This is a genomic window from Kutzneria sp. NPDC051319 (assembly GCF_040682195.1).
In the GTDB taxonomy this organism is placed as follows: Bacteria; Actinomycetota; Actinomycetes; order Mycobacteriales; family Pseudonocardiaceae; genus Kutzneria.
In genome coordinates this window covers 265,982-287,505 of record NZ_JBFBAM010000003.1, presented here as the reverse complement: position 1 = coordinate 287,505, position 21,524 = coordinate 265,982, and the positions used below count along the sequence as shown (strand labels likewise).

21 protein-coding genes are annotated in these 21,524 nt (G+C 71.8%); 11 read left to right on the top strand and 10 right to left on the bottom strand.

Features of this window, described 5'->3' with window-relative positions; translation table 11 throughout:
• Positions 1-336: integrase core domain-containing protein (locus tag AB0M73_RS04890; RefSeq protein WP_363886870.1), on the top strand; the 336-nt coding region annotated here is incomplete at its 5' end.
• Here AB0M73_RS04890 and AB0M73_RS04885 read toward each other — a convergent pair.
• From AB0M73_RS04885 to AB0M73_RS04875, 3 genes are read right to left on the bottom strand one after another with little or no spacing between them, the layout of a single operon-like run.
• Positions 333-974, bottom strand: coding sequence for a helix-turn-helix domain-containing protein (locus AB0M73_RS04885; protein ID WP_043720304.1), 642 nt, complete (start codon positions 972-974; stop codon positions 333-335). The genes AB0M73_RS04890 and AB0M73_RS04885 overlap by 4 nt on opposite strands.
• Position 975: 1 nt before the next feature.
• A complete protein-coding gene (fahA, locus tag AB0M73_RS04880; protein WP_363886867.1) occupies positions 976-2,151 on the bottom strand; it encodes a fumarylacetoacetase in 1,176 nt (391 codons plus the stop codon).
• A complete protein-coding gene (locus AB0M73_RS04875) occupies positions 2,148-3,014 on the bottom strand; it encodes a hypothetical protein (RefSeq protein ID WP_084579784.1) in 867 nt (288 codons plus the stop codon). The genes fahA and AB0M73_RS04875 overlap by 4 nt, the downstream gene beginning before the upstream one ends.
• Before the next feature lie 69 nt (positions 3,015-3,083).
• Here AB0M73_RS04875 and AB0M73_RS04870 point away from each other — a divergent pair, with 69 nt between their 5' ends.
• Positions 3,084-4,256 carry a homogentisate 1,2-dioxygenase gene (locus AB0M73_RS04870; protein ID WP_363886862.1) on the top strand — a complete coding sequence of 391 codons (1,173 nt, stop codon included), beginning with the start codon at positions 3,084-3,086 and terminating at the stop codon, positions 4,254-4,256.
• On the opposite strand, the gene AB0M73_RS04865 is transcribed toward AB0M73_RS04870, so the two are convergent.
• From AB0M73_RS04865 to AB0M73_RS04850, 4 genes are read right to left on the bottom strand one after another with little or no spacing between them, the layout of a single operon-like run.
• Positions 4,244-5,266, bottom strand: a complete 1,023-nt coding sequence (locus tag AB0M73_RS04865) for a hypothetical protein (protein WP_363886859.1) — start codon at positions 5,264-5,266, stop codon at positions 4,244-4,246. The two genes, AB0M73_RS04870 and AB0M73_RS04865, sit on opposite strands and share 13 nt — an antisense overlap.
• On the bottom strand, positions 5,263-5,880 hold the full coding sequence (locus AB0M73_RS04860) for a hypothetical protein (RefSeq protein WP_363886857.1): 618 nt from the start codon (positions 5,878-5,880) through the stop codon (positions 5,263-5,265). The genes AB0M73_RS04865 and AB0M73_RS04860 overlap by 4 nt, the downstream gene beginning before the upstream one ends.
• Positions 5,877-6,920: a hypothetical protein gene (locus AB0M73_RS04855; RefSeq protein ID WP_363886854.1), complete on the bottom strand. Its 1,044-nt coding sequence runs from the start codon at positions 6,918-6,920 to the stop codon at positions 5,877-5,879. Before AB0M73_RS04855 ends, AB0M73_RS04860 begins: the two co-directional genes overlap by 4 nt.
• Positions 6,921-6,933: 13 nt before the next feature.
• Positions 6,934-7,899, bottom strand: a complete 966-nt coding sequence (locus AB0M73_RS04850; protein ID WP_363886851.1) for a hypothetical protein — start codon at positions 7,897-7,899, stop codon at positions 6,934-6,936.
• Positions 7,900-8,043: 144 nt separating this feature from the next.
• Here AB0M73_RS04850 and AB0M73_RS04845 point away from each other — a divergent pair, with 144 nt between their 5' ends.
• The 9 genes from AB0M73_RS04845 to AB0M73_RS04805 all read left to right on the top strand — a co-directional run bounded on the left by AB0M73_RS04845 (position 8,044) and on the right by AB0M73_RS04805 (position 19,238).
• Positions 8,044-9,282 (top strand): SWIM zinc finger family protein, encoded by a 1,239-nt coding sequence (locus AB0M73_RS04845; RefSeq protein ID WP_363886848.1) that lies wholly within the window; start codon positions 8,044-8,046, stop codon positions 9,280-9,282.
• A gap of 2 nt (positions 9,283-9,284) precedes the next feature.
• On the top strand, positions 9,285-10,652 hold the full coding sequence (locus tag AB0M73_RS04840; protein ID WP_363886909.1) for a DUF5691 domain-containing protein: 1,368 nt from the start codon (positions 9,285-9,287) through the stop codon (positions 10,650-10,652).
• Entirely contained in the window at positions 10,649-11,749 is a 1,101-nt protein-coding gene (locus AB0M73_RS04835) for an AAA family ATPase (protein WP_363886845.1), read from the top strand. Before AB0M73_RS04840 ends, AB0M73_RS04835 begins: the two co-directional genes overlap by 4 nt.
• Complete coding sequence (locus AB0M73_RS04830; RefSeq protein WP_363886842.1) at positions 11,749-13,932, top strand: DUF5682 family protein; 2,184 nt, start codon at positions 11,749-11,751, stop codon at positions 13,930-13,932. The genes AB0M73_RS04835 and AB0M73_RS04830 overlap by 1 nt, the downstream gene beginning before the upstream one ends.
• A complete protein-coding gene (locus AB0M73_RS04825) occupies positions 13,929-15,086 on the top strand; it encodes a VWA domain-containing protein (RefSeq protein ID WP_363886839.1) in 1,158 nt (385 codons plus the stop codon). Before AB0M73_RS04830 ends, AB0M73_RS04825 begins: the two co-directional genes overlap by 4 nt.
• 78 nt (positions 15,087-15,164) lie before the next feature.
• Positions 15,165-15,959, top strand: a complete 795-nt coding sequence (locus AB0M73_RS04820; RefSeq protein WP_363886836.1) for a DUF2470 domain-containing protein — start codon at positions 15,165-15,167, stop codon at positions 15,957-15,959.
• 11 nt (positions 15,960-15,970) lie between these two features.
• Positions 15,971-16,774: a CPBP family intramembrane glutamic endopeptidase gene (locus AB0M73_RS04815; protein WP_363886833.1), complete on the top strand. Its 804-nt coding sequence runs from the start codon at positions 15,971-15,973 to the stop codon at positions 16,772-16,774.
• 134 nt (positions 16,775-16,908) lie between these two features.
• Positions 16,909-18,135, top strand: coding sequence for an arginine deiminase (locus AB0M73_RS04810; protein WP_363886831.1), 1,227 nt, complete (start codon positions 16,909-16,911; stop codon positions 18,133-18,135).
• A 71-nt stretch (positions 18,136-18,206) separates the two neighbouring features.
• Positions 18,207-19,238, top strand: coding sequence for an aldo/keto reductase (locus AB0M73_RS04805; protein WP_363886829.1), 1,032 nt, complete (start codon positions 18,207-18,209; stop codon positions 19,236-19,238).
• Positions 19,239-19,259: 21 nt separating this feature from the next.
• Here the strand turns inward: AB0M73_RS04805 and AB0M73_RS04800 are convergent, their stop codons facing one another.
• The 3 genes from AB0M73_RS04800 to AB0M73_RS04790 all read right to left on the bottom strand — a co-directional run bounded on the left by AB0M73_RS04800 (position 19,260) and on the right by AB0M73_RS04790 (position 21,497).
• Complete coding sequence (locus AB0M73_RS04800; protein ID WP_363886828.1) at positions 19,260-20,057, bottom strand: ABC transporter permease; 798 nt, start codon at positions 20,055-20,057, stop codon at positions 19,260-19,262.
• Between the two features lie 196 nt (positions 20,058-20,253).
• Positions 20,254-21,060 (bottom strand): ATP-binding cassette domain-containing protein, encoded by an 807-nt coding sequence (locus tag AB0M73_RS04795; RefSeq protein ID WP_363886825.1) that lies wholly within the window; start codon positions 21,058-21,060, stop codon positions 20,254-20,256.
• Positions 21,057-21,497: a MarR family transcriptional regulator gene (locus AB0M73_RS04790; protein ID WP_363886906.1), complete on the bottom strand. Its 441-nt coding sequence runs from the start codon at positions 21,495-21,497 to the stop codon at positions 21,057-21,059. Before AB0M73_RS04790 ends, AB0M73_RS04795 begins: the two co-directional genes overlap by 4 nt.
• Between the last annotated feature and the right edge of the window lie 27 nt (positions 21,498-21,524).

Genomic DNA, 21,524 nt, shown 5'->3' with positions numbered 1-21,524 from the left:
ACCTTCTTCCACACCAACGGAATCACCGTCGCCCGGGTACTGACCGACAACGGATCCTGCTACCGCTCACGCCTGTGGCGTGACACCCTGACCGCAGCCGGGATCACCCACAAACGCACCCGCCCCTACCGGCCCCAGACCAACGGCAAAGTCGAACGCTTCAACCGCACCCTGCTCGACGAATGGGCCTACGCCCGCCCCTACCAGTCCGAGACCGAACGCCGCCAGGAGCTGCCACGGTGGCTCCACACCTACAATCACCACCGCGGCCACACCGCACTCAACGGCCTACCGCCAGCCAGCCGCGTTCCTAACCTCACGAGTCAGTACATCTAGCTCAGCGCCTGGGCGACGGCGGCCGCGGCGGCGACCACCAGGGGGCCGACGACGGTCTGGTCGAGGGGCTCCATGGAGATCACGCCGACGCTGGCCCGCAGGCCCGGCACGCCCCGGACGGGGGCGGCGACGCCGTAGGCGCCGGGCTGGAGCTCGCCGGTGCTGTCCACCCATTCGGGGCCGCCGGGCGGCAGGGACATGGCCTTGCCGCCGGCGCCCCGGCTGACGGGATGACGGGTGCCGACCCGGTACGCCACGTGGTAGGTCGTCCAGGAGGGCTCTATGACGGCCACAGCCTGCGCCTCGTGCCCCTCGGCCACGGTGAGGTGGGCGGTGGCCCCGACGCCCTCGGCGAGCTCCCTCAAGGGCGGCGTGGCGGCATTGCGCAGCTGCGGCACGACCTTGGCCGCCAACTGGAGCACCCCGAGGCCGAGGCGGACCTTGGAGCCGTCCCGCAGCACCAGCCCCCGGGCCTGCAACGGCACCAACAGCCGATAGACCGCGGCCCGGGAGGCGCCGATGGCGGTGGCCAGGTCGCTGATGCTCGGCGCACCCGTGTCGGAGTCCGCGACGGCCTGGAGCAGGGCGAGGCCCCGCTCCAGGGTCAGCGAACTCTCACGGGTGGCCGGCTCGACCATGTCAGGCCGCCGGTCGCACGGTGCCGGCCACCTCGGACAGGCCCACCACGGTGCCGTCCTCGCCGGGGGCGGTCGCCGTGATCACCACGGTGTCGCCGTCCTCGAGGAACATCCGCGAACTGCCGTCCTTGAGCTCGACCGGCTCCTTGCCGCCCCAACTGAGCTCCAGGAAGCTGCCGCGCTGGAACTTGTCCGGCCCCGACACGGTGCCGGAGGCGAACAGGTCCCCGGGCCGCACGGTCGCGCCGTTCACGGTCATGTGGGCCAGCTGCTGCGCGAACGTCCAGGCCATGGTCGAGAACGGCGGGTTGGAGACGATGGTGTCGTTCCACGACACCCGCAGCTCCAGGTCCAGCCCCCAGTCCACGTCCTCGACGAGGTAGGGCAGCAGCGGGTTGGGCGGCGTCGGCGGCGCGATGCGGGCCCGGGACAGCGCCTCCAGCGGCGTGATCCACGCGCCCACGGACGTGGCGAAGGACTTGGCCAGGAACGGGCCCAGCGGCTGGTACTCCCAGGCCTGGATGTCCCGCGCCGACCAGTCGTTGACCAGCACCACGCCGAACACGTGCTCGGCGGCCGCGGAGGTGTGCACCTCACGGGCGACCGGGCCGCCGCAGACGAAGCCGACCTCGGCCTCGATGTCCAGCCGCACGCTCGGGCCGAACTCCGGACCGTGGGCGCCCTTGCGCTGGCCCTTGGGCCGCACGACGTCGCTGCCGGAGACCATCACCGTGCCGGCGCGGCCGTGGTAGCCGACCGGCAGGTGGGTCCAGTTCGGCAGCAGCGCCGCCCCGTCCGGCCGGAAGATCTTGCCGACGTTCTCCGCGTGGTGCCGCGACGAGTAGAAGTCCACGTAGTCGCCGACGGTGAACGGCAGCCGGGCCGACGCCAGGGGCGCCAGCACGGCCCCTGGCGGCGCCTTGGTCGCCGCGACCAGTTCCAGCAGCCGGGCCCGCAGTTCGCTCCACAGCGGCCGGTTGGCGGCCAGCAGCGGGTCGAGGCTGTCCGCCGACACCAGCTCGGCCAGCCGGTCGCCGAAGGACGCCGCGATGGGCCGCAGCGGCAGGGCCTGACCGCCGACCCGGACCGCGACGCCCTCGTCGACGACGCCGTAAGGCAGCGTCTGCGGGCCGAAGGGGTGGTCCCCGGTGAACTCCGGGTCGTCGATCCAGCTCACAGCAGCCCCAGCTTCTCCAAGTCGTTCACCGGATCCGTCAGCGAGCACGACCCGTAGGACGCGAACACGCCGCGAACCGCGTGGGCCGCCGGGTCGGACAGGGCCTTGGCCTCCTCGGCCAGCTTCTCCCCGTCGGTCTCGGCCAGCGCCTCCCGCACGTCCTTGCCGGACAGCGAGCGCGCGGTGGCCACCAGCAGGTTGAGGAAGCCGTGGTGGGTGAACCCGGTCTCCTCGGAGGTGTGCCGGACCGCATTGTGCAGGCCGGCCGTGGCCTTGAAGGACACGCCGCCGCCGGAGACCACGGACAGGAAGTCCGCCACCTGGTCGAGGCTGGGGAACGCCTCCTGGCTCAGGCCGCCGCAGCGCAGCTTGGGCCAGCTGCCGTGCTCGATGACCCGGCCGACGCCGTCCAGCCACTCCGCGCCGCCCCGACGCGGTTCGACCACCCGGATGACGTCCTCGGGCACGAACTCCGACACCCGTTCGAGCCACACCTCGTCCACGTCGGACGGGGCCGGCATCTCGACCATCCGCAGCGACAGCAGCTCGCTGCGTGACTCGACGATCGACACCGCCTTCGGCACACCGCCGAGGCCGGTGTCGATGACCAGCGAGATGGCCACCGGCTTGACCGGTTTGGCCTTGATCAACTCGGTGATCAGCTCCGGCAGACGGGACGCCGGACACAGGAAAAGGCCCAGCACACCGGCCCATTCGCCGGAGCGCCCCTCGAGGTGCCCCCGGACCGCGTCCGCCATTGTCGCGTTGCCCGGTGGGAACAGCGCCGCGTCGTCGACGAGCCTCGCCAGCAGCGGCGGCGTGCCTCGTGGACCGGGCGCACGGAGTTCTACAGCGCTTGACACGGGTGACACGCTAGCGGTGTCACGGCAGCTGAACAAAGATGTCCGACTATCGGACACCTGGAGAGCCCAATGCCTTACTACCGACAGGTCGGCGAAATCCCCCGCAAGCGGCACACCCAGTTCCGCACACCGGAGGGCGGTCTGTACGCCGAGGAGCTCATGGGCGTCGAGGGTTTCTCCTCCGATTCGGCGCTGCTCTACCACCGGCACCTGCCCACCGCGATCGTCGACTCACAGACCGCCGACGACCAGCGCCGAGGCACCGAGCCGAACCTGCCGCTGAAGCCGCGACACTTCAAGACACCCGACCTGACCTGGGACAACGCCGACGCCGTCACCGGCCGCCGGGTCCTGTTCGGCAACGCCGACGTCGTGATCGCCTTCGTCGCGGCCACCGCCCCGAGCCCGCTCTACCGCAACGCCACCGGCGACGAGCTGCTGTACGTGCAGACCGGTTCCGGCGTCGTGGAGACGATCTACGGCGCGCTGCCGGTGGGCGACGGCGACTACGTGGTGATCCCCACCTCGTGCACCTATCGGGTGGTGCCAACCGCCGGGGAGCCGATGCGCATCCTGGTGCTGGAGGCCACCGGTCACATCGGCCCGCCCAAGCGCTACCTGTCGGCCAAGGGCCAGTTCCTGGAGCACTCCCCGTACTGCGAGCGGGACGTCCGTGGGCCGTCGGAGCCGCTGCTGGCCGACGGCGAGGACGTCGACGTGCTGGTGCGCCACCGGGCCGGCCTCACCCGGTTCACCTACGCCAACCACCCGTTCGATGTGGTCGGCTGGGACGGCTGCCTGTACCCGTGGGCGTTCAACGTCCGGGACTTCGAGCCCATCACCGGCCGCCTGCACCAGCCGCCGCCCGTGCACCAGACGTTCGAGGGCCCCAACTTCGTGGTGTGCTCGTTCTGCCCCCGCAAGGTGGACTACCACCCGCTGTCGATCCCCGTGCCCTACAACCACGCCAACGTCGACTCCGACGAGCTGATGTTCTACGTGGGCGGCAACTACGAGGCCCGCAAGGGCTCCGGCATCGGCATCGGCTCCCTGTCCCTGCACCCCGCCGGCTGCACGCACGGGCCGCAGCCGGGCGCGGTGGAGGCGTCGCTGGGCGCGGACTTCTTCGACGAGACCGCTGTGATGGTGGACACGTTCCGGCCGTTGGAACTGGGCGAGGCGGCCCAGGCGTGCGAGGACGACGCGTACGCCTGGACCTGGGCCCGCCGTCAGCGCGCCTGAAGCTCCTGGAAACGGACCGCCGCGGCGAACGGATGGCCGGGCAGCCCCACCACGGCCGCCTGGCCGTAGTGCGGACTGCCGGCCACCCACAGCATTCCCGTGGCGCTGATGTTGGCGATCAGCCATGCCGGCGCCAGCCTCGCGCTGACCGGCAGCTGACCGCCGTCCGGCATCGTCAGAACCAGCCGCAGCCGGCCGACGAGCGCGGGATTGCCGGTCCACGACAGCAGTTGCACCGGGTAGGCCTGCCACGGGCCGTTGCCGAGCAGCTTCACCATGCGGTGCTGGTCGCCCCGCCGGAAGAAGCTGGCGATGAAACCCGCGAGCAGCACGACGACGAAGCCGAGCGTCGCGGCCAGCCAGCCATCCATGAACAGCAGCAGATCGAAGACCACGCTCGCGCCCATCAGCGTGACGGCAGCGACCCCGAGCCACACCAGGCGGGCCGCCTGGGTCGCCGCCCAGCGCGGCAGGTCCTCGTCCGTGACCGGCTCCGGCCGCGGGTCGGCCGGCGCGGGCACGACCTTCGCCACCAGCGGGATCGGCACACCGTCGAGCACCACAGCCGCGACGCCGTCCGCGTTCGGGCCGATCAGCGACACCTCACGCTGCCGGGCCGCGAGCTGCCGCAGCGACCGCTGCACGTTCGTCACCCGCAGATGCAGCCGTCCACCGTCGACGGACAGCAGCATCCACGCCTTGTCGCCGCCGACAACCTCGCCACGAACCCGCACCACCGGCGCACCGTCCAGCAGCGACGGCGCCGCCGCCAGCCACCAGCCGATTCGGGACCGGAACTGGATCGGGCCGACCGCCGTCGCCGCCGCGAACACCAGGAACAGCACCCCGAGCATGCTGAAACCCCTGTGCAACAGGAACATCAGCGCCGCCAGCACCACACAGACGACGAGCGACTGCACCGACTTCCGCCGGTGCCAGTGCTTCAGGTGCAGCTGCACGGCCGGATCGCTGCCGAGCGCGGCCGCCGGCGGCCGCCACATGTCGTTCACACAAACCTCGCAGGGGCAACGATGGGATGGTCGGGAACGCCGACCGCGTGCAGTTTCCCCGCTGTGGGCGGCCCAACCACCCACAGCGTGGCCGTGACGTAGACGTTGGCCATCAGCTCCGGGGACGCGGGCCGGACCACCAACCGGCGCGACTGTCCATCCGGGAGGATCGGCTGCTGGGCGTCATAGGCGAACCCCGCGACCGCAAGCAGCGCTCCGGCGAGCGTGAGCCAGTACAGACCGGCTTGCCGCGCCACGAACCACTTCGGCACGTCCACGGTCGACTCCGGCTCGGACTGCTCCGCCACCGCGACGACCTTCGCCGGCAGCGGCGTCGGCTGGCCGTCGACGAAAACCACCGCACGGCCATGGGCATCCGGGCCGACCAGCGTGATCTCACCGGTGTTGGCGATGACCTGCCGCAGTCCCCGGTCGGCGAACAGCACCCGCAGGTGGACGTCCCCGGCGGCGACCGCCGTGCGGCCGAGCCGATACGCCACCACCCGGGCGGTGACCCGTCGACTCGGGCTGCCGGCGAGCAGCTTCTTCAGCCGCAACTCGACCGCTTCGTCGCCGGTCTGATGCTGGTCCGGCGGCCGCCAGACGGCGTTCACGCGAATCTCGCAGCGGCGACGACGGGGTGCCCCGGCACGCCGACGGCGGCGGCCTTGCGGTCCTTGGGCAGGCCGATCATCCACAGCGTGCCGGTGGCGCTGATGTTGGCCACCAGCTCCACGGAGGCGTGCTTGACCAGAATCCGGTGCTGGCCGCCGGGAGGGCCCATCGCCAGCGTGAGGTCGGCGAACGGCCGCCGCTCGTCGCCCTTCCACGCCTCGACGGTCACCGGGTGGGCCTGCCACCGCCCGACGGCGAGCAGCGTCGACAGCCGCATCTGGCCGAGAACCCGGGTGATGCCCAGGATCGTGCTCACCACCAGCAGGAAGACGTAGAACCCGGCGAATCCCGGGAGGAAGGTGCGCTGCTGCGCGTCGTAGATCAGCGCGCCGTACACGAGGAACAGGCCCACGAACGGGATCAGCTGGATGCGCGCGTGCCGCCTGGCGTACCACTGCGGCACGTCATCCTCGGCGCCGTTGGCCGAGGTGCGGGCGATCGGCTCCGGCTCGGTCGGCTCCGGCGCCTCGACCACCTTCGCCGTCAGCGGCCTCGGCTGGCTGTCCACGAACACCACGGCGTTGCCCTCGGCATCCGGGCCGATCATCGTGATCTCGCCGGTGCGGGCGATGACCTGGCGCATGCCCCAGCTGACCGGCAACACCCGCAGGTGCATCGGCCCCACGGACAGCACGGTGCGGTCGCCCTTGTGCGTGACGATCCGCGCGCCGACCCGCTGGCTGGGGTTGCCGACCAGCAGGTCCTTCGACGCCGTCAGCCACCGTCCGAAGCGGACCTGGTGGCGGACGCCGACCACCACGAGTCGGACCGCGTTCAGCACGAACACCACGCTGAGCGCGGTCACGTGCGGCCGAAACGCCGAGACCAGCAACGCCAGCACCAGCGACACCGCGATGCCGATGATCGCGTTGCGTGGATACCGCCTCATCACTTTCAGCCGCAGCTCGACCGCCGTGTCATCGGCCTGCCACTGCTCCGCCGGCCGCCACACCGCGGCCGATATCTGAGTGTTGTCCACCTTCGTTTCCCCCCTACTTGTCGAACCGGACAGCCCCCACGATGGGGAAGTCCGGCACACCGACGCCCAGCGTCGCCCCGGCCGCCGGCGTGCCCGCGATCCACAGTCGCCCGGACGCGCGAACACTGGACGTCACGTCCTGGTTCCGGATGAGCCTGCCGACCAGCTCGGAGCCGTCGGCCAGCGTCACCGCGACCGTCCGTTTCGGCATCAGCCGCGCTCGGTGCTCGACGAGCGGCACGGAGATCAGGGCGGGCAGACGCAGCGACGGCCAGCTCCGGCGCAGGTTCCGGATCAGCAGGATCAGAATCAGCACACCGGCGACGCCGAGCATCCACGCCAGGACGTGCGGCTGCGGTGCCAGTTCCAGTCCGACGGAGACGGTGAGCCCCACGATGACCGTCCAGCGCAAGGCCAACGCCGCCGCGGTCAGGGTGCGGATCAACCGGGCCCGCCAGAGCGGGTCGCGCACCTTGCTCCTCGGCGGCGGGCCCGAGCGCCGTGGCGGCCGGGCCACCACTCGTGCGGCTCGTGGGAACGGCCGGCTGCCGTAGAACAACACCGCGAACCCGTCGGCGTTCGGGCCCACCAGCCACAACCGTGCGTTCTGGTAGTTGGGATGGGTCCGCAGCACCGTCCCATCGATCCGGACCAGTCGCCGCGTCACCGGCTCGTAGTTGACCGACCGGGCCGGCTCCGACTCCAGCAGCGCCAGGGTCGCCGGCCGCCAGCGGCCGACCAACGCCCAGTAGCGCAGCATGTTCCCGCTCAGCACCAACGCCGCCGCCAACGCGAGCGCGGCGCTCACCCACAGCCGGTCGGCCAGGCACAGCAGCGCCACGAAGACGCACACCGACCAGGCCCGCGGGAGCCGTTCACTGATACCGGCCTGCGCGGCGAGGTTGACCCGGACGTCGAAATCCCGGCCGACCGGGCCGTCCGTCGGCGGCTGCCAGACGGCAGTCGTCGCCTTGTCCACCAATCCCCCCTCGGCTGATGCGGTGATTCCTACCAGGGCGCAACTCGCCGCGCCTAACTGGTTCATCCGACTGTGACCTGCGCGAACGGAGTAGGGCCTGTGCTGGTCGACAAAACTGTCGGGGGGTGCCCATATGGTCGTGTCATGGACGTGGAAGCAGTGCTGGCGCAGGCGCCGGACCGCCAGGTGGCGACCGGGGCCAGCAAGCTGGCGGCGCCCGCGAAGTGGCCGGAGCTGGGCCGCGACGACGCCGCGCTGTGGGGGCTGTGCCAGGGCAGCGGGAAGAGCCCGTACCAGGTCTGCGTCGACCTCACGGACCGGGCGACGAAGTGCTCATGCCCGTCGCGGAAGTCTCCGTGCAAGCACGCGTTGGCGCTACAGCTGTTGCACGCCAGCGGTTCCACGCAAGAGGGTGGCCAGCCGGAGTGGGTGGGCAGCTGGCTGCGGGCCCGGCACAGCCGGTCGACCGCCGAGCGGAAGCCGGCGCAGCCGAGCAAGCGCCGCGAGGAGTCGGTGCGGGCCGGCATCGCCGGTCTCACCGACTGGTTGACCGACCTGTCGGCCGGCGGGCTGCACACGCTGCCGTCGCGAGAGCCCTTGTGGTGGCAGGGAATCATGGTCCGGATGGTGGACGCGCAGGCGCCCGGCATCGCCTCGGCGATCGGCGAGCTGCGGTCCGTGGTGGGGGCCAACCGCCCCCGCTGGTACGAGGAGGCGACCGACCACATCGGACGGCTGTACCTGCTCAGCCGGACGGATTTCTCGGACGCGGCAAGGGTTCGCCTCGGCTTCACCACCACCGAGCAGGAGGTCCGGGCCGGCGAGAGCTGGTCGGACGACTGGGTGGTCCTGCTCCGCACGGACAGCGACGACGGCAAGGTCCGCACGGTGCGGCAGTGGGCCTGGGGGCGGTCCCGCAAGCAGTGGGTGTACACGGCGAGGCACGCGGCCGGCGGTGCGATTCCCGTGCCGGCAATGACTCCGGGGGCGGAGTTGACGGCGGTGATGCATCCCTATCCGGGCGGGCTGCCCCGGCGGGTGGCGGTCGGCGAGGTGTCCAGGACCGGGCCGGCCGGGCCGATTCCATTGGCGGACACGTGGGAGCAGGCGCTGGCGGCGGCCGAGCCGCTGCTGGTCAGCGACCCGTGGCTGCGGCTGGTTCCGTTGTGTGCCAAGGCTGTACGCCCAGCCCGTGACGATCGGTCGGTGTACCTGGTCGACACGGCAGGTCGCGCGCTGCCGGTGCGAGCGGTGGCCTCGCTGGCTCAGGCGTTGGCCCGCACGGGCGGCGAGCCGTTCGACGCGACGGGGCTGTGGGACGGGAATTCCCTTCAACTGTGCGCGATCGCCGAGCCGGGCGCGTTCCCGGAGGTGGTGTCGTGAGCATGGAGCAGCGGTGGCAGGACACCGTGCAGCAGCTGCTGGTCGGCACGCGCCGGGGCAACGTCGACCGGGACACGCTGCTGGCCGACTGCGCGGCGCTGGGTGTGGCCCGTTTCGGTGCGCGGCTGCCGATGACGCCCGACAACTTGACGCCGGTTCCCCTTGCCCCGCCGGAAAACGCGCAGCTGGCCGGCGAGTCCGTGCGCACCGTGCTGGCCCAGGTGCTGGGCTGGGACGACGAGGCGTTGCTGACCGAGTGGTGCGCGGCGGCCAGCCGGTCCCGTGTCGTCGCGGCGCACGCGCAGTTGCCGCAGCTGCTGGCCCTCGGCGGCGCACGCCCGACACTGCGGCCGGCAATTCGGCTCGTGCTGGGTATGCGCGGCCAGTGGCTGGCCCAGCTGAGCAAGGACTGGGGCTGGGCGGTCGGCGCCAAAGACCAGGAGGAGTACGACCCGACGGCGACGGCCGGCAAGCGGCTGACGGCATTGCGGCAGTGGCGGCGGACCGATCCGGCGGCGGTGCGGGAACTGGCCGCCGAGCGGTACCCGGAGGAGCGCCGCACGACCGATCGTCAGCTGTGGATCCACGCCCTTGAGGTCAACCTGGCCATCGAGGATGAGCCGCTGCTGGAGCTGGCGCTGGACGACCGGGTCGCCGCCGTGCACGACTTCGCACTGCGCATGCTGCGCAGGATTCCCGGCACCGCGCTGGCCCAGCGGGCCGAGCGCCGGCTGTGGGACGGCCTGCGCGACGCCGACGTGATCCCGGACGGGCGTTTCGAGCTGGAGCCGGACGCCGCCGAGCGGCGGGACCTGCTGCACGACGGCAACACCGAGACCGGCATCGCCGGCCGGCTGCGGGCGGCGGCCGCGTCGGTGCCGCCGGAGTTCTGGGACCTGGACCAGGTGGTGGCCAGCCCGTGGGCGAAGCCGCTGCTGCAGGGCATCGCCGACGCGCTGCCGCTCGCCGCCGACCCGGTGCCGTGGGCACTGGCGGCGTCCGAGGTGCTGACCGGCATGGCGCTGCTGGATGCGATCGACTCGCTGCCGGCGCGCACGGCCTCGGAGGTGCTCGTCGCCGTCTCCCACGACTGGAAGTACGACCTGCTCGACCATGGCTGCTCGCAGCTGCCGGGCCCTTGGTCGGCCGGGACCACCGAGGCGCTGCTGGAGCGCTTCGTCGTCGCCGTCACGCCCGGGTGGCGCACCGGGCGGCCGCCGCCCGTCCTGCTGACCAGGGGCGATGTCGGCGTGCTGACCGAGCAGTGGCCGCGGATCGCCGAGCGCTGGCCGGAACACACCAACGAACAAGCCGTGCTGCACCTGCGCGTCCAACTGCGGGACGCGTTCGATCGAAGGGGCGATCAGTGAGTTCTGAAACCGTGCTGCGGCCGTCTGCCGAGCAGCAGTACGCCGCCGAGCTGACCGCTCTGGCAGCGGTTGACGACCGCCCGAGGCCGCCGATGTGGAAGCTGTCTCCGCAGGCCGTGGTCCGCTATGTGCTGGGCGGCGAGCTGCCGGACGGCACCAAGATCACCCCGAAGTACGTCGGCGACCGGCGGATCGTCGAGGTCGCCGTGGCCACGCTGGCCACCGACCGGGCGCTGCTGCTGGTGGGCGTGCCCGGCACCGCGAAGTCGTGGCTGTCCGAGCACCTGGCCGCGGCGATCAGCGGCGACTCCACGCTCGTCGTGCAGGGCACGGCCGGAACCAGCGAAGAGTCCGTCCGCTACGGCTGGAACTACGCGCGGCTGATCGCTGAGGGGCCGAGTGAGAAGGCGCTGGTGCCCAGCCCGGTGCTGCGGGCCATGCGGACCGGGGCGATCGCCCGGGTCGAGGAGCTGACCCGGATGCCGGCCGAGGTGCAGGACTCGCTGATCACCGTGCTGTCCGAGAAGGCGCTGCCGGTGCCGGAGCTGAACTTCCAGGTGCAGGCCGTGGCCGGGTTCTCGATCATCGCCACGGCCAACGACCGGGACCGCGGCGTGAACCAGATGTCCTCGGCGCTGGCCCGCCGGTTCAACACCGTGGTGCTGCCGCCGCCGGCCTCCGAGGACGCCGAGGTGGAGATCGTCTCCAGCCGGGCTGCCCAGCTCGGGCGGGCCCTTCAGCTGCCGGCCGAGCCGCCGGCGCTGGAGGAGGTGCGCCGGGTGGTCCGCGTGTTCCGCGAGCTGCGCACCGGGTCCACTGTGGACGGACGCACCCAGCTGAAGAAGCCCAGCGGCAGCCTGTCCACGGCCGAGGCGATCTCGGTGATCACCAGCGGCATGGCGCTGGCCGCGCACTTCGGCGACGGCCGCCTCGGCGCCGACGAGCTGGCGGCGGGACTGCTCGGGGCCGTGGTGAAGGACCGGGTGTCGGACACCGCCGCCTGGCAGGAGTACCTGGAGGCAGTGGTGAAGGAGCGGCCGGAGTGGCGCGACCTGTACCGCGCCTGCCAGGACCACGACCTCGCCGGTTACGCCTGATGCCCAAGCTCCCGGATCGCGTCACGCTGCTCGGCATCCGCCACCACGGGCCGGGATCGGCGCGGATGGTGGCCGCCGCGCTGGCGGCCGTCGAGCCGGCGCTGGTGCTGGTGGAGGGGCCTCCGGAGGCCGACGGCCTGGTCGCGCACGTGAGCGGGTTGACGCCGCCGGTGGCGTTGCTGCTGCACGACGAGGCCGATCCGGCGACGGCCGCGTTCTGGCCGTTCGCCGGCTTCTCGCCGGAGTGGCAGGCGCTGCGCTGGGCCGACGAGAACTCGGTGCCGCTGCGGTTCTTCGACCTGGCCGCCTCGGCGACGCTGGGTGAGGACGACGAGCCGGACCGGGTGGCCATCGACCCGTTGGGGCTGCTGGCCGAGGCGGCCGGCTTCGACGACCCGGAGCGCTGGTGGGAGGACGTCGTCGAGCACCACGCGGCGGCCGATCCGATCGGCCTGGCCCAGGCCGTCACCGAGGCGATGACCGCGCTGCGCGACGAGTTCGCCGACCACGTCGGTCAGCGCACCTTGCGGCGCGAGGCGGCGATGCGGCAGGCGCTGCGCAAGGGCTTGAAGGACGTCGAGGGCCCGATCGTGGTCGTCTGCGGCGCCTGGCATGTGCCGGCCCTCCTTGACCTTCCCGCGGCGAACGCCGATGCCGCGCTGCTCAAGGGCTTGCCGCGCAAGAAGATCAGCGGCACGTGGGTGCCGTGGAGCCACGGCCGGCTGGCCAACGCCGCCGGTTACGGCGCCGGCATCGCCTCGCCCGGTTGGTACGCGCACCTGTGGGAGACCGCGGCCGCCGGTGACGCCGTTCCGCGCTGGTTCGCCCGCGCCTGCCAGGTTCTCCGCGCGGAGGACCTGCCGGCCTCCACGGCCAGCGCGGTGGAGGCGGTGCGGCTGGCCGATGCGCTGGCGGCCATGCGGGGACGGCCGTCGCCGGGGCTGGCCGAGGTCAGCGAGGCGACGCTGGCCGTGCTGTGCGGCGGAGACGACACGCCGCTGCGGCTCGTGCACGAGAAGCTGGTGGTCGGCGAGGAACTGGGCATGGTCGGCGAGGGCGTGCCGCGCTCGCCGCTGGCCGCGGACCTCGAACGCCTGCAACGACGGCTGCGGTTGCCGGCCGCGGCGACCGAGAAGCAGTACCGGCTCGACCTCCGCAAGGACATGGACCGCGAGCGCTCCAAGCTGTTGCGGCGGCTGGCCGTGCTGGACGTGCCGTGGGGCGAGCACGACCACACCAACAGCACGGGCTCGTTCGCCGAGGCGTGGCGGGTGCGGTGGGATCCGAGCATGGCGGTGGCCATCGCGGCCGCCGCCCGGCACGGCACCACCGTCGAGGCCGCCTCCGAGCAGGTGCTGCGGCAGCGGGCCGAGGACGCGGACCGTGTGGCCAAGGCCGCCGCGGTGCTGGAGCAGTCCGTGTTCTGCGAGTCGCCGGCCGCCTTGGTCGCCGCCCGCCGGGCGCTCGACCGCTGCGCCGCCGCCGCGACCGACGCCGCCGAGCTGTTGTCGGCGCTGCCGTCGCTGGCCAGCACGGTTCGGTATGGCTCCGTCCGTGGCACCGATCCCGAGTTGCTGCGGTCGGCGCTGCACGGCCTGCTCGCCCGTGGCGCGGTCGGCCTGCCGTTGGCCTGTCGCAACGTGGACGACGACACCGCCGACCAGTTGGTGGCCGCGCTCGACGCCGCCCAGGACGCCGCCGGCCTGGCCGCCGACGACGATCACCGGGCGGCGTGGCGGGACGCGCTGATCCGGCTGGTCGGACTGCCCGACGCGCATGGCCTGCCGGCCGGGCGAGCCACCCGCCTACTGTGGGAATCTGGCGACCTGGACACCGACTCCGTGGCCGCGCGGCTGCATCGGGCGGTGACAGCCACAGCGGGCGCGACCGCTTTCGTGGCGGGCTTCCTCCGCGGCTCGGCCGCCCTGCTGGCCGCGGACGACCGACTGTTCGCGCTCATCGACACCTGGCTCACGGCCTTGTCCTCAGAGGCCTTCGCCGACGCGGTGCCGCTGTTGCGCCGCGCGGTCGGCGAGTTCAGCTCGGCCGAGCGCCGCACCCTTGGCGACCGGGTGATGGCCGGTGGCAGCAAGGCCGTGACCATGCCCACCGGGGACTGGGACGAGGACCGGGCCGTGCGCCTGGCCGCCCACGTCCGCGATCTGATCGGAGCGTCGGCATGACCGAGGAACGGCAACGGCGCTGGCGGCTGCTGTTGGGCGCCGCGGCCGGCGAGATGGGCGGCCTGGGCGAGGACGACGGCCGTCGCGACGGTGCGCTGACCGCGCTCTACGGTGGCGGCGGCGAGGGTGCCGACGGCAAGCGGTCCGCCGGCCTGGGCAACAGCAATCCCGTGCTGCACCGCTGGCTCGGCGACGTCCGGACCTACTTCCCGACCTCGGTCGTGCAGGTGATGCAGCGTGACGCCGTGGAGCGGCTGGGCCTGAACAAGCTGCTGCTCGAACCGGAACTACTGTCCACAGTGGAGCCGGACGTGCGGCTCGTGGGCACCCTGGTCTCGCTGTCCAAGGCCATTCCGGCCCGTACCCGAGAAACCGCGCGGGCGGTGGTGCGCAAGGTCGTCGAGGACGTCGAGCGCCAGCTGGCCGATCGCCTGCTGGCCGCCGTGCACGGCGCGATCGACCGGTCCAGGCGGACCCGTCGGCCCCGTCTGTCCGATGTGGACTGGGCCACCACCATCCGGGCCAACCTGAAGAACTACCAGCCGGCGCAGAAGACGGTGGTCGTCGGCGACCTGATCGGCCGGCAGCGGCGGTCGCGCACGGCGTCGCTGCGAGACGTGGTGCTCCTGGTCGACCAGTCGGGCTCGATGGCCGAGTCGGTCGTCTACTCCGCCGTGTTCGGCGCCGTCCTGGCCTCGATCCGGGCCGTCGACACCAAGCTCGTCGTGTTCGACACCGAGGTCGTGGACCTGACCGAGACCCTGGACGACCCGGTCGACGTGCTGTTCTCCACGCAGCTGGGCGGCGGCACCGACATCAACCGGGCGGTGGCCTACGGCCAGTCGCTGATCAAGCGGCCGGCCGACTCGGTGATGGTGCTGATCAGCGACCTGTTCGAGGGCGGCGTGGCCGGCGAGCTGCTGCGCCGGGTACGGGAGCTGGTGGCCAGCGGGGTGACCGTCGTGGTGCTGCTGGCGCTGTCCGACAGCGGCGCCCCGGCCTACGACCATGAGCTGGCGGCGCGGTTGTCCGAGCTGGGCGCGCCGGCCTTCGCGTGTACGCCGGACCGGTTCCCTGACCTGCTGGCGGCTGCGCTGCGGCGGGACGACGTGGCAGCCTGGGCAGAGGACGCGGGCATGGCGGTCGGCAGATGACCTGGTCAGGAGCACACGAACGTGCGCTTCCCAAGACCGGCCGCCAGAGGTTAGGGTGACCTAACTTGGAGGTGAGCGATGAGCCAGGCCACGTATCGGCCGCCGGCGCCCACCGCGGCGGAACGGGCGAGGACGATCGCCGCGCGCGGGGGTCGGGCCGCCGTGCTGCCCGGTGCCGACGAGGCGTCGGCCTCGGCGTCCCGGACGGTGCCGCTGCTGCACCATGTGCATGCGAACGGGGTCGCCACGCTCCTGTTCCCTGACAACGATCCGCTGGTCGCGCTGGCCATGCAGGCCCCGCGCGGCGAGCTGACCGGCATGCTCGAACTGGCCGACACCGCCCCGGTGCCGCTGCGGGAGCCGGTGCGTGGGCTGCTCTGGATCACCGGCTGGCTACGGGCGCTGGAGGGCGAGCAGGCCCGGTCGGCGGTGCTGGAGGTCTCCGAGGCCAAGCCCGACCCGCGCCTGCTCGACGCCGGTCACGGCGCCACCGTGCTGCGGCTGACGCCGGCCTCCATGGTCGTAGCCGACGCCGAAGGCACCAGCTCCGTGCGGCCGAGCGAGTTCGGCGAGGCCGAGCCCGACCCGTTCTGCCTGCAAGAGGACCAGTGGCTGCGGCACCTGGAGTTGTCCCACCGGGATGTCGTCGAGCTGCTCAGCCGGCACCTGCCGGAGCACCTGCGCGGCGGCCACGTCCGCCCGCTCGGGCTGGACCGGCTCGGCCTGCGGCTGCGGGTCGAGGCCGTCGAGGCCGACCACGACGTCCGGATCGCCTTCGCCCACCCGGTCACCACGGCCAAGGAGCTGTCCGGTGAGCTGCGCAGGTTGATGGGCTGCCCGTTCTTGACGCAGGCCAGCGGGGGTAACAGGTAGCGTCCGCCTCCATGGCGAGCACTGTGCGCAGCTGGTTGGACCCGGCGCGGGTGACGGACGCGATCACCGATCCGGTGCAGCGGCGCGGCTACACCTGGGAGCTGCTGATCGTCTTCAGCGCGACGCTGGGGCTGTCCGGGCTGCGCAGCCTGATCTCGCTGCTCAACTCCCTGCTCCAGACCACGCCGCTGAACAAGCAGAGCGTGGCGCTGAACGTGAAGCAGGCCAACATCGACCTGCTCGACCTGCTGGCGCAGCTGGCCGGGATCCTGCAGCTGCTGGCCTGGGGAGCGCTCGGCGCGTACCTGCTGTGGCGGGCCGGCATCGGGCCGAGGCTGGTCGGCCTGGACCGCACGCGGCCGGGCCGGGATCTGCTGGCCGGCTGCGGACTGGCCGCCCTGATCGGCATCCCCGGGCTCGGCTTCTACTTCCTGACCAGGGCGATCGGCATCAACCTGAACGTGGTGCCGTCGGCGCTCAGCGACACCTGGTGGCGGGTGCCGGTGCTGATCCTGTCGGCCTTCGGCAACGCGTGGGCCGAGGAGTCGCTGGTCGTCGGCTACCTGATCACCCGGCTGCGGCGGTTCGGCTGGGGCGAGAACACCTCGCTGGTCACCGCGGCCGTGCTGCGCGGGTCATACCACCTGTACCAGGGCTTCGGCGGCTTCCTCGGCAACATCGTGCTCGGGCTGGTGTTCGGCCGGGTGTGGCAGCGGTTCAACCGCCTGTGGGCACTGGTGATCGCCCACACCATCCTCGACGTCTTCTCCTTCGTCGGCTACGCGCTGCTGAAGGGCGTCATCCCCGGATTGTGACAACAACAGATCTATGCTCGAACGGCGCTTTTGTTTAACGAACAGTTGCTCTGATGGTCATTCTGTTTCTGAAATCGCCGAAATATCCGCTTGAGGGGCGACAAATCCACTGTGGCGTGGTTACCCTCGTGGCCGTGACCTCAGACAGCAGTTCTGCCACGGAGCTCTCGCCCAGGGTCGACAGCGAGGTCGGGCCGCTGCGCACGGTGCTGCTGCACCGGCCCGGCCTGGAACTGAAGCGGCTGACCCCGCGCAACAACGACCAGTTGCTGTTCGACGGCATCCCCTGGGTCGGCCGGGCCCAGGAGGAGCACGACGCCTTCGCCGGCACGCTGCGCGGCCGCGGCGTCGAGGTGCTGCTGCTGGCCGACTTGCTGCGGACCTCGCTGGAGGACCAGCGGGCCCGCGCCGCCGGCATCTACGCCGCCGTCGACGAGCGCCAGCTCGGCATCGACCTGGCCGACGTGCTGCGATCGCACCTGTCCACACTGGCGCCGTCCGACCTGGCCACCGTGCTCATGGCCGGCATGACGTTCGAGGAGCTGCCGGCGTCCGAGGGCGGGTCGCTGGTCCGGCACATGCACCTGCCGCACGACTTCGCCATCGCGCCGCTGCCCAACCTGCTGTTCACGCGCGACTCCTCGGCCTGGGTCGCCGACCGGGTCGCCGTGTCCTCGCTGGTGATGCCGGCCCGCCGCCGCGAGTCGTCGATCACCGACCTCATCTACGCGTACCACCCACGGTTCGCCAAGACCTCCCGTGCCTACGGCGCGCACTCGGCGCCGTTGGAAGGCGGCGACGTGCTGCTGCTGGCCGAGGGCGTGCTGGCCATCGGCGTCGGCGAGCGCACCACGCCGGCCGGGGCCGAGTCGTTCGCCCGCTCTGTGTTCCTGGACGGCCTCGCACACACCGTGCTGGCCGTGCCGATCGCCCAGGAGCGCGCCACCATGCACCTGGACACCGTGTGCACCATGGTCGACCGGGACGCCGTGGTGATGTACCCGGCGATCCGCGACTCGCTGTCCGCCTTCACGCTGCGGCCCGACGGCGCCGGCGGCGTCAGCGTCGACGGTCCGTCGCCGTTCCTGACCGCGGCCGCCGCCGCGATGGGCATCGACCGCCTGCGCGTGATCGACACCGGCCTCGACGCCGTGACCGCCGAGCGTGAGCAGTGGGACGACGGCAACAACACGCTGGCCGTCGCGCCGGGCGTTGTCGTCGCGTACGAGCGGAATGTGGAAACCAATGCGCGGCTTGAGGACGCCGGCATCGAGGTGCTGCGGATCAGCGGCTCCGAGCTGGGCTCCGGCCGCGGCGGCCCGCGCTGCATGTCCTGTCCCGTGCTGCGGGACGCGCTGTAATAACCAAGCAAATGGAGTAACTCCAGGGAGAGAATGGAACAGCAAGCCATTCAACGCCCTGGGAGTCCATTGTGGAGTATCGAAAGCTCGGCGGTAGCGGCTGCGCGGTGTCCGCGCTCGCGCTCGGCACCATGACCTTCGGCGCCGCCACCGACGAGGACGCCGCGTACGCGCAGCTGGACGCGTTCGCGGCCGCTGGCGGCACACTGCTCGACACCGCGGACGTCTACGTCGGCGGTCTGTCCGAGACCATCGTCGGCAAGTGGCTGGCGTCCCGGCCCAACGAGGTCACCGATTCGATCGTGCTCGCCACCAAGGGCCGATTCCCGACCGCGGAGGGCGACCCCAACGCCGTCGGCCTGTCCCGCCGGCACCTCGACCTCGCGCTGACCGCGTCGCTGCGCCGGCTCGGCGTCGACGCCATCGACCTGTACCAGGTGCACGCCTGGGATCCGCAGACGCCGATCGCCGAGACCTTGGAGTTCCTGGACAGCGCCGTACGGGCCGGCAAGATCCGCTACTACGGCCTGTCCAACTTCCTCGGCTGGCAGGTGCAGAAGGCCGTCGACACCGCCGTGGCCCGCGGCTTCGTCCGGCCGATCACGTTGCAGCCGCAGTACAGCCTGCTCAGCCGCGAGATCGAGTGGGAAATCGTGCCGGCCTGTGCCTCCACCGACCTCGGTCTGCTGCCGTGGTCGCCGTTGGCCGGCGGGCTGCTCACCGGCAAGTACCAGCGGGGCGTCGAGGCGCCGGCCGACACCCGGCTGGCCGACACCGGCATCGGCCACTTCTTCACGCCCCGGACCGCCGACCAGCGGACCTGGGACGTGATCGAGACCGTGCAGGCCATCGCCGCCGAGCGCGAGGCCACCGCCGCCCAGGTCGCCCTGGCCTGGGTCAAGGGCCGGCCCCAGGTCAGCTCCGTGATCATCGGCGCCCGCACCCACGAGCAGTTCGCCGACAACCTCGCCGCCGCCGACCTCGTCCTCACCGAGAAGGAGATGGACCGGCTCAACACCGCCAGCGAGGTCCCCATCGACTACCCGTACGGCGGCGGCGCGCTGGGCCAGCGCACCCGTCCCATTCAGGGCGGCCGGGCCTGACGTTGTTGCCCCGGCGCGTGTTCAGCGTGCGAGCCGGGGCAACAGGGCCGACGCCACCGTGATGCCCAGGACGGCCGTCGCCACCAGCACCCCGAAGTCCAGCGCCAGGTTCGCCGACGTCCCCAGCAGCAGTCCTCTCAGCGCGTCCACCTCGTAGCTCAGCGGGTTCACGTGGTTGAGCACCTGGAGCCAGCCCGGCATCAGGTCCACCGGATACAGGGCGTTCGAGGCGAAGAACAGCGGCATCGTGATCGCCTGGCCGATGCCCATCAGCCTCTCCCGGCTCATCACGATGCCCGCGATCGTGATCGACAGGCAGCAGAAGAAGGCCGAGCCCAGCACCACCACGACCAGAACCCCCAGCAGCTTCAGGGGATTCACCGTCAGCGTCACGCCGAGGACCGCCGACAGCACCAGGACCACCACCGCCTGCGCGATCGCCCTGATCCCCGCCGCGAACGCCTTGCCCGCGATCAGCGCCGCCCTCGGCGTCGGGGTCACCATCAGCTTCGACAGCACCCCGGCGTCCCGCTCCCAGATGATCTGGATGCCGTAGAAGATCGACACGAACAGCGCCGACTGCGCCAGGATCCCCGGCGCCAGATAGTCCAGGTAGGGCAGGTTCCCGGTCGGGATCACCCGCAGCCGCGTGAACGTCTCGCCGAAGATCAGCAGCCACAGCGCCGGCTGGATCGCCCTGGTGATCAGCTCCGTCCGATCGTGCCGCAGCTTCTGCAGCTCCACCAGGCACATCGTGCCGATACGCCGAACCAGCACCACCGGCAACGCCGGTCCCGCCGCCACCGTGGGCATTGCCATCCCGACCTCCTTCAGCCAAGCCACTTCCGAACTTGGCGGCTACCCGCGCATCGGCCCGGGCCCATCGCCTTCAGCCGCGCGATCCGCCATCCCAGTCACCCCGCCCCGGCCCCGGACCTGGCGCCCTTCGCTATCCCGGTCACCGCGCCCGGCCGATCAGCCCGGGCCGCAGCCGGCCCGGACCTGGCGCCCTTCGCTATCCGAGTCGGCGGGCGGTGCGCCTGGTCGACCTGATCTCCCGCATTCCCTTGGCCGCGTCGCCATCCAGGTCGCCGCCGGTGCTGGCGCGGAACACGTCGTCCAGCGTCGCGTCCGGGCCCAGCGCCGCGCGCAGCTCGGCCGGCGTGCCCATGTCCGTGAGCTTTCCCTTGTGCATCAGGGCGATCCGGTCGCAGAACTCGTCCGCTTCGGCCATGTAGTGGGTGGTCACCAGCACCGTCATGCCGGTCTCGTCCCGCACCTGCTGGATCCGCTCCCACACACCGGCGCGGGCAATCGGGTCCAGGCCGATCGTCGGCTCGTCCAGCACCAGCAGCCTCGGCGCGCTGACCAGCGCCTGGGCCAGCTCCAGCCGTCGGATCATGCCACCCGAGTACGTGCCGGCCTGCCGCTGCGCCACGTCCAGCAGCCCGACCGCATCCAGCGCATCATCCACTGTGGACTGTCGTTCCCTTCGTGGCACGTCGAACAGCCGCGCGAACAGCGCCACGTTCTCCCGGCCGGTCAGCGTGGCGTCGGCCGAAAGCTGTTGCGGCACATAACCGATCAGCCGGCGCACCGCCATCGTGCCGTGGGCCACGTCCCGCCCGAACACCGTGATCCGCCCGGCCGGCGAGGGCAGCAGGGTGGTGATCATCCGGATCGTCGTCGTCTTGCCGGCGCCGTTCGGCCCCAGCAGCCCGAACACCTCGCCCGCCCGGACGTCCAGGTCCACCCCGTCCACCGCCACCGTGTTCCCGAAGGCGTGCCGGACATCCGTGCAGCTGACCGCCAGCTCCGTCATACCGCCGTCCCTTCCCCGCCCAGCTCGGCCAGTAGCTTTCGCAGCGCCGGCAGGGCATTCCCGATCGTCGCCACCTCGTCCTCCGTCAACCCCGCGAGCGCCCCCTCCACCAGCTTCGTGCGCTCTTCACGCCACGCGTCCTGCCGCTTCACCGCCGCCGGCGTCAGATGCAGCTTCGCCGCCCGCCGGTCGTCCGGATCCGTCTCCCGGCGCAGCAGCTCCTTGTCGATCAGCTGATTCACCAGCGTGCTCACCGTGTTGCCGGCCAGGTGCAGCTCCTTGGCCGCCGCCGCCACCCCTATCCCCGGCGTCCTGCGCACCACCCTCAGCAGCTCCGTGTGCGCCCCCCGCAGCCTCGGCCCCGGCTGCCCGGCCTGCAGCCGCCGCCGCACCACCCGCTTCAGCCCCATCACCGTGGCCATCAGCTCGTCCGCCATCACCCCGCCAACATACCTCCTATTAAG

Excerpts from the sequence above, each read along its gene's own strand:
- AB0M73_RS04885 (WP_043720304.1), bottom strand. The coding sequence starts at position 974 with ATGGTCGAGCCGGCCACCCGTGAGAGTTCGCTGACCCTGGAGCGGGGC.
- AB0M73_RS04795 (WP_363886825.1), bottom strand. The coding sequence starts at position 21,060 with ATGACGGAGCTGGCGGTCAGCTGCACGGATGTCCGGCACGCCTTCGGG.
- AB0M73_RS04790 (WP_363886906.1), bottom strand. The coding sequence starts at position 21,497 with ATGGCGGACGAGCTGATGGCCACGGTGATGGGGCTGAAGCGGGTGGTG.
- AB0M73_RS04845 (WP_363886848.1), top strand. The coding sequence starts at position 8,044 with ATGGACGTGGAAGCAGTGCTGGCGCAGGCGCCGGACCGCCAGGTGGCG.
- AB0M73_RS04840 (WP_363886909.1), top strand. The coding sequence starts at position 9,285 with ATGGAGCAGCGGTGGCAGGACACCGTGCAGCAGCTGCTGGTCGGCACG.
- AB0M73_RS04830 (WP_363886842.1), top strand. The coding sequence starts at position 11,749 with ATGCCCAAGCTCCCGGATCGCGTCACGCTGCTCGGCATCCGCCACCAC.
- AB0M73_RS04815 (WP_363886833.1), top strand. The coding sequence starts at position 15,971 with ATGGCGAGCACTGTGCGCAGCTGGTTGGACCCGGCGCGGGTGACGGAC.
- AB0M73_RS04820 (WP_363886836.1), top strand. The coding sequence starts at position 15,165 with ATGAGCCAGGCCACGTATCGGCCGCCGGCGCCCACCGCGGCGGAACGG.
- AB0M73_RS04825 (WP_363886839.1), top strand. The coding sequence starts at position 13,929 with ATGACCGAGGAACGGCAACGGCGCTGGCGGCTGCTGTTGGGCGCCGCG.
- AB0M73_RS04870 (WP_363886862.1), top strand. The coding sequence starts at position 3,084 with ATGCCTTACTACCGACAGGTCGGCGAAATCCCCCGCAAGCGGCACACC.
- AB0M73_RS04800 (WP_363886828.1), bottom strand. The coding sequence starts at position 20,057 with ATGGCAATGCCCACGGTGGCGGCGGGACCGGCGTTGCCGGTGGTGCTG.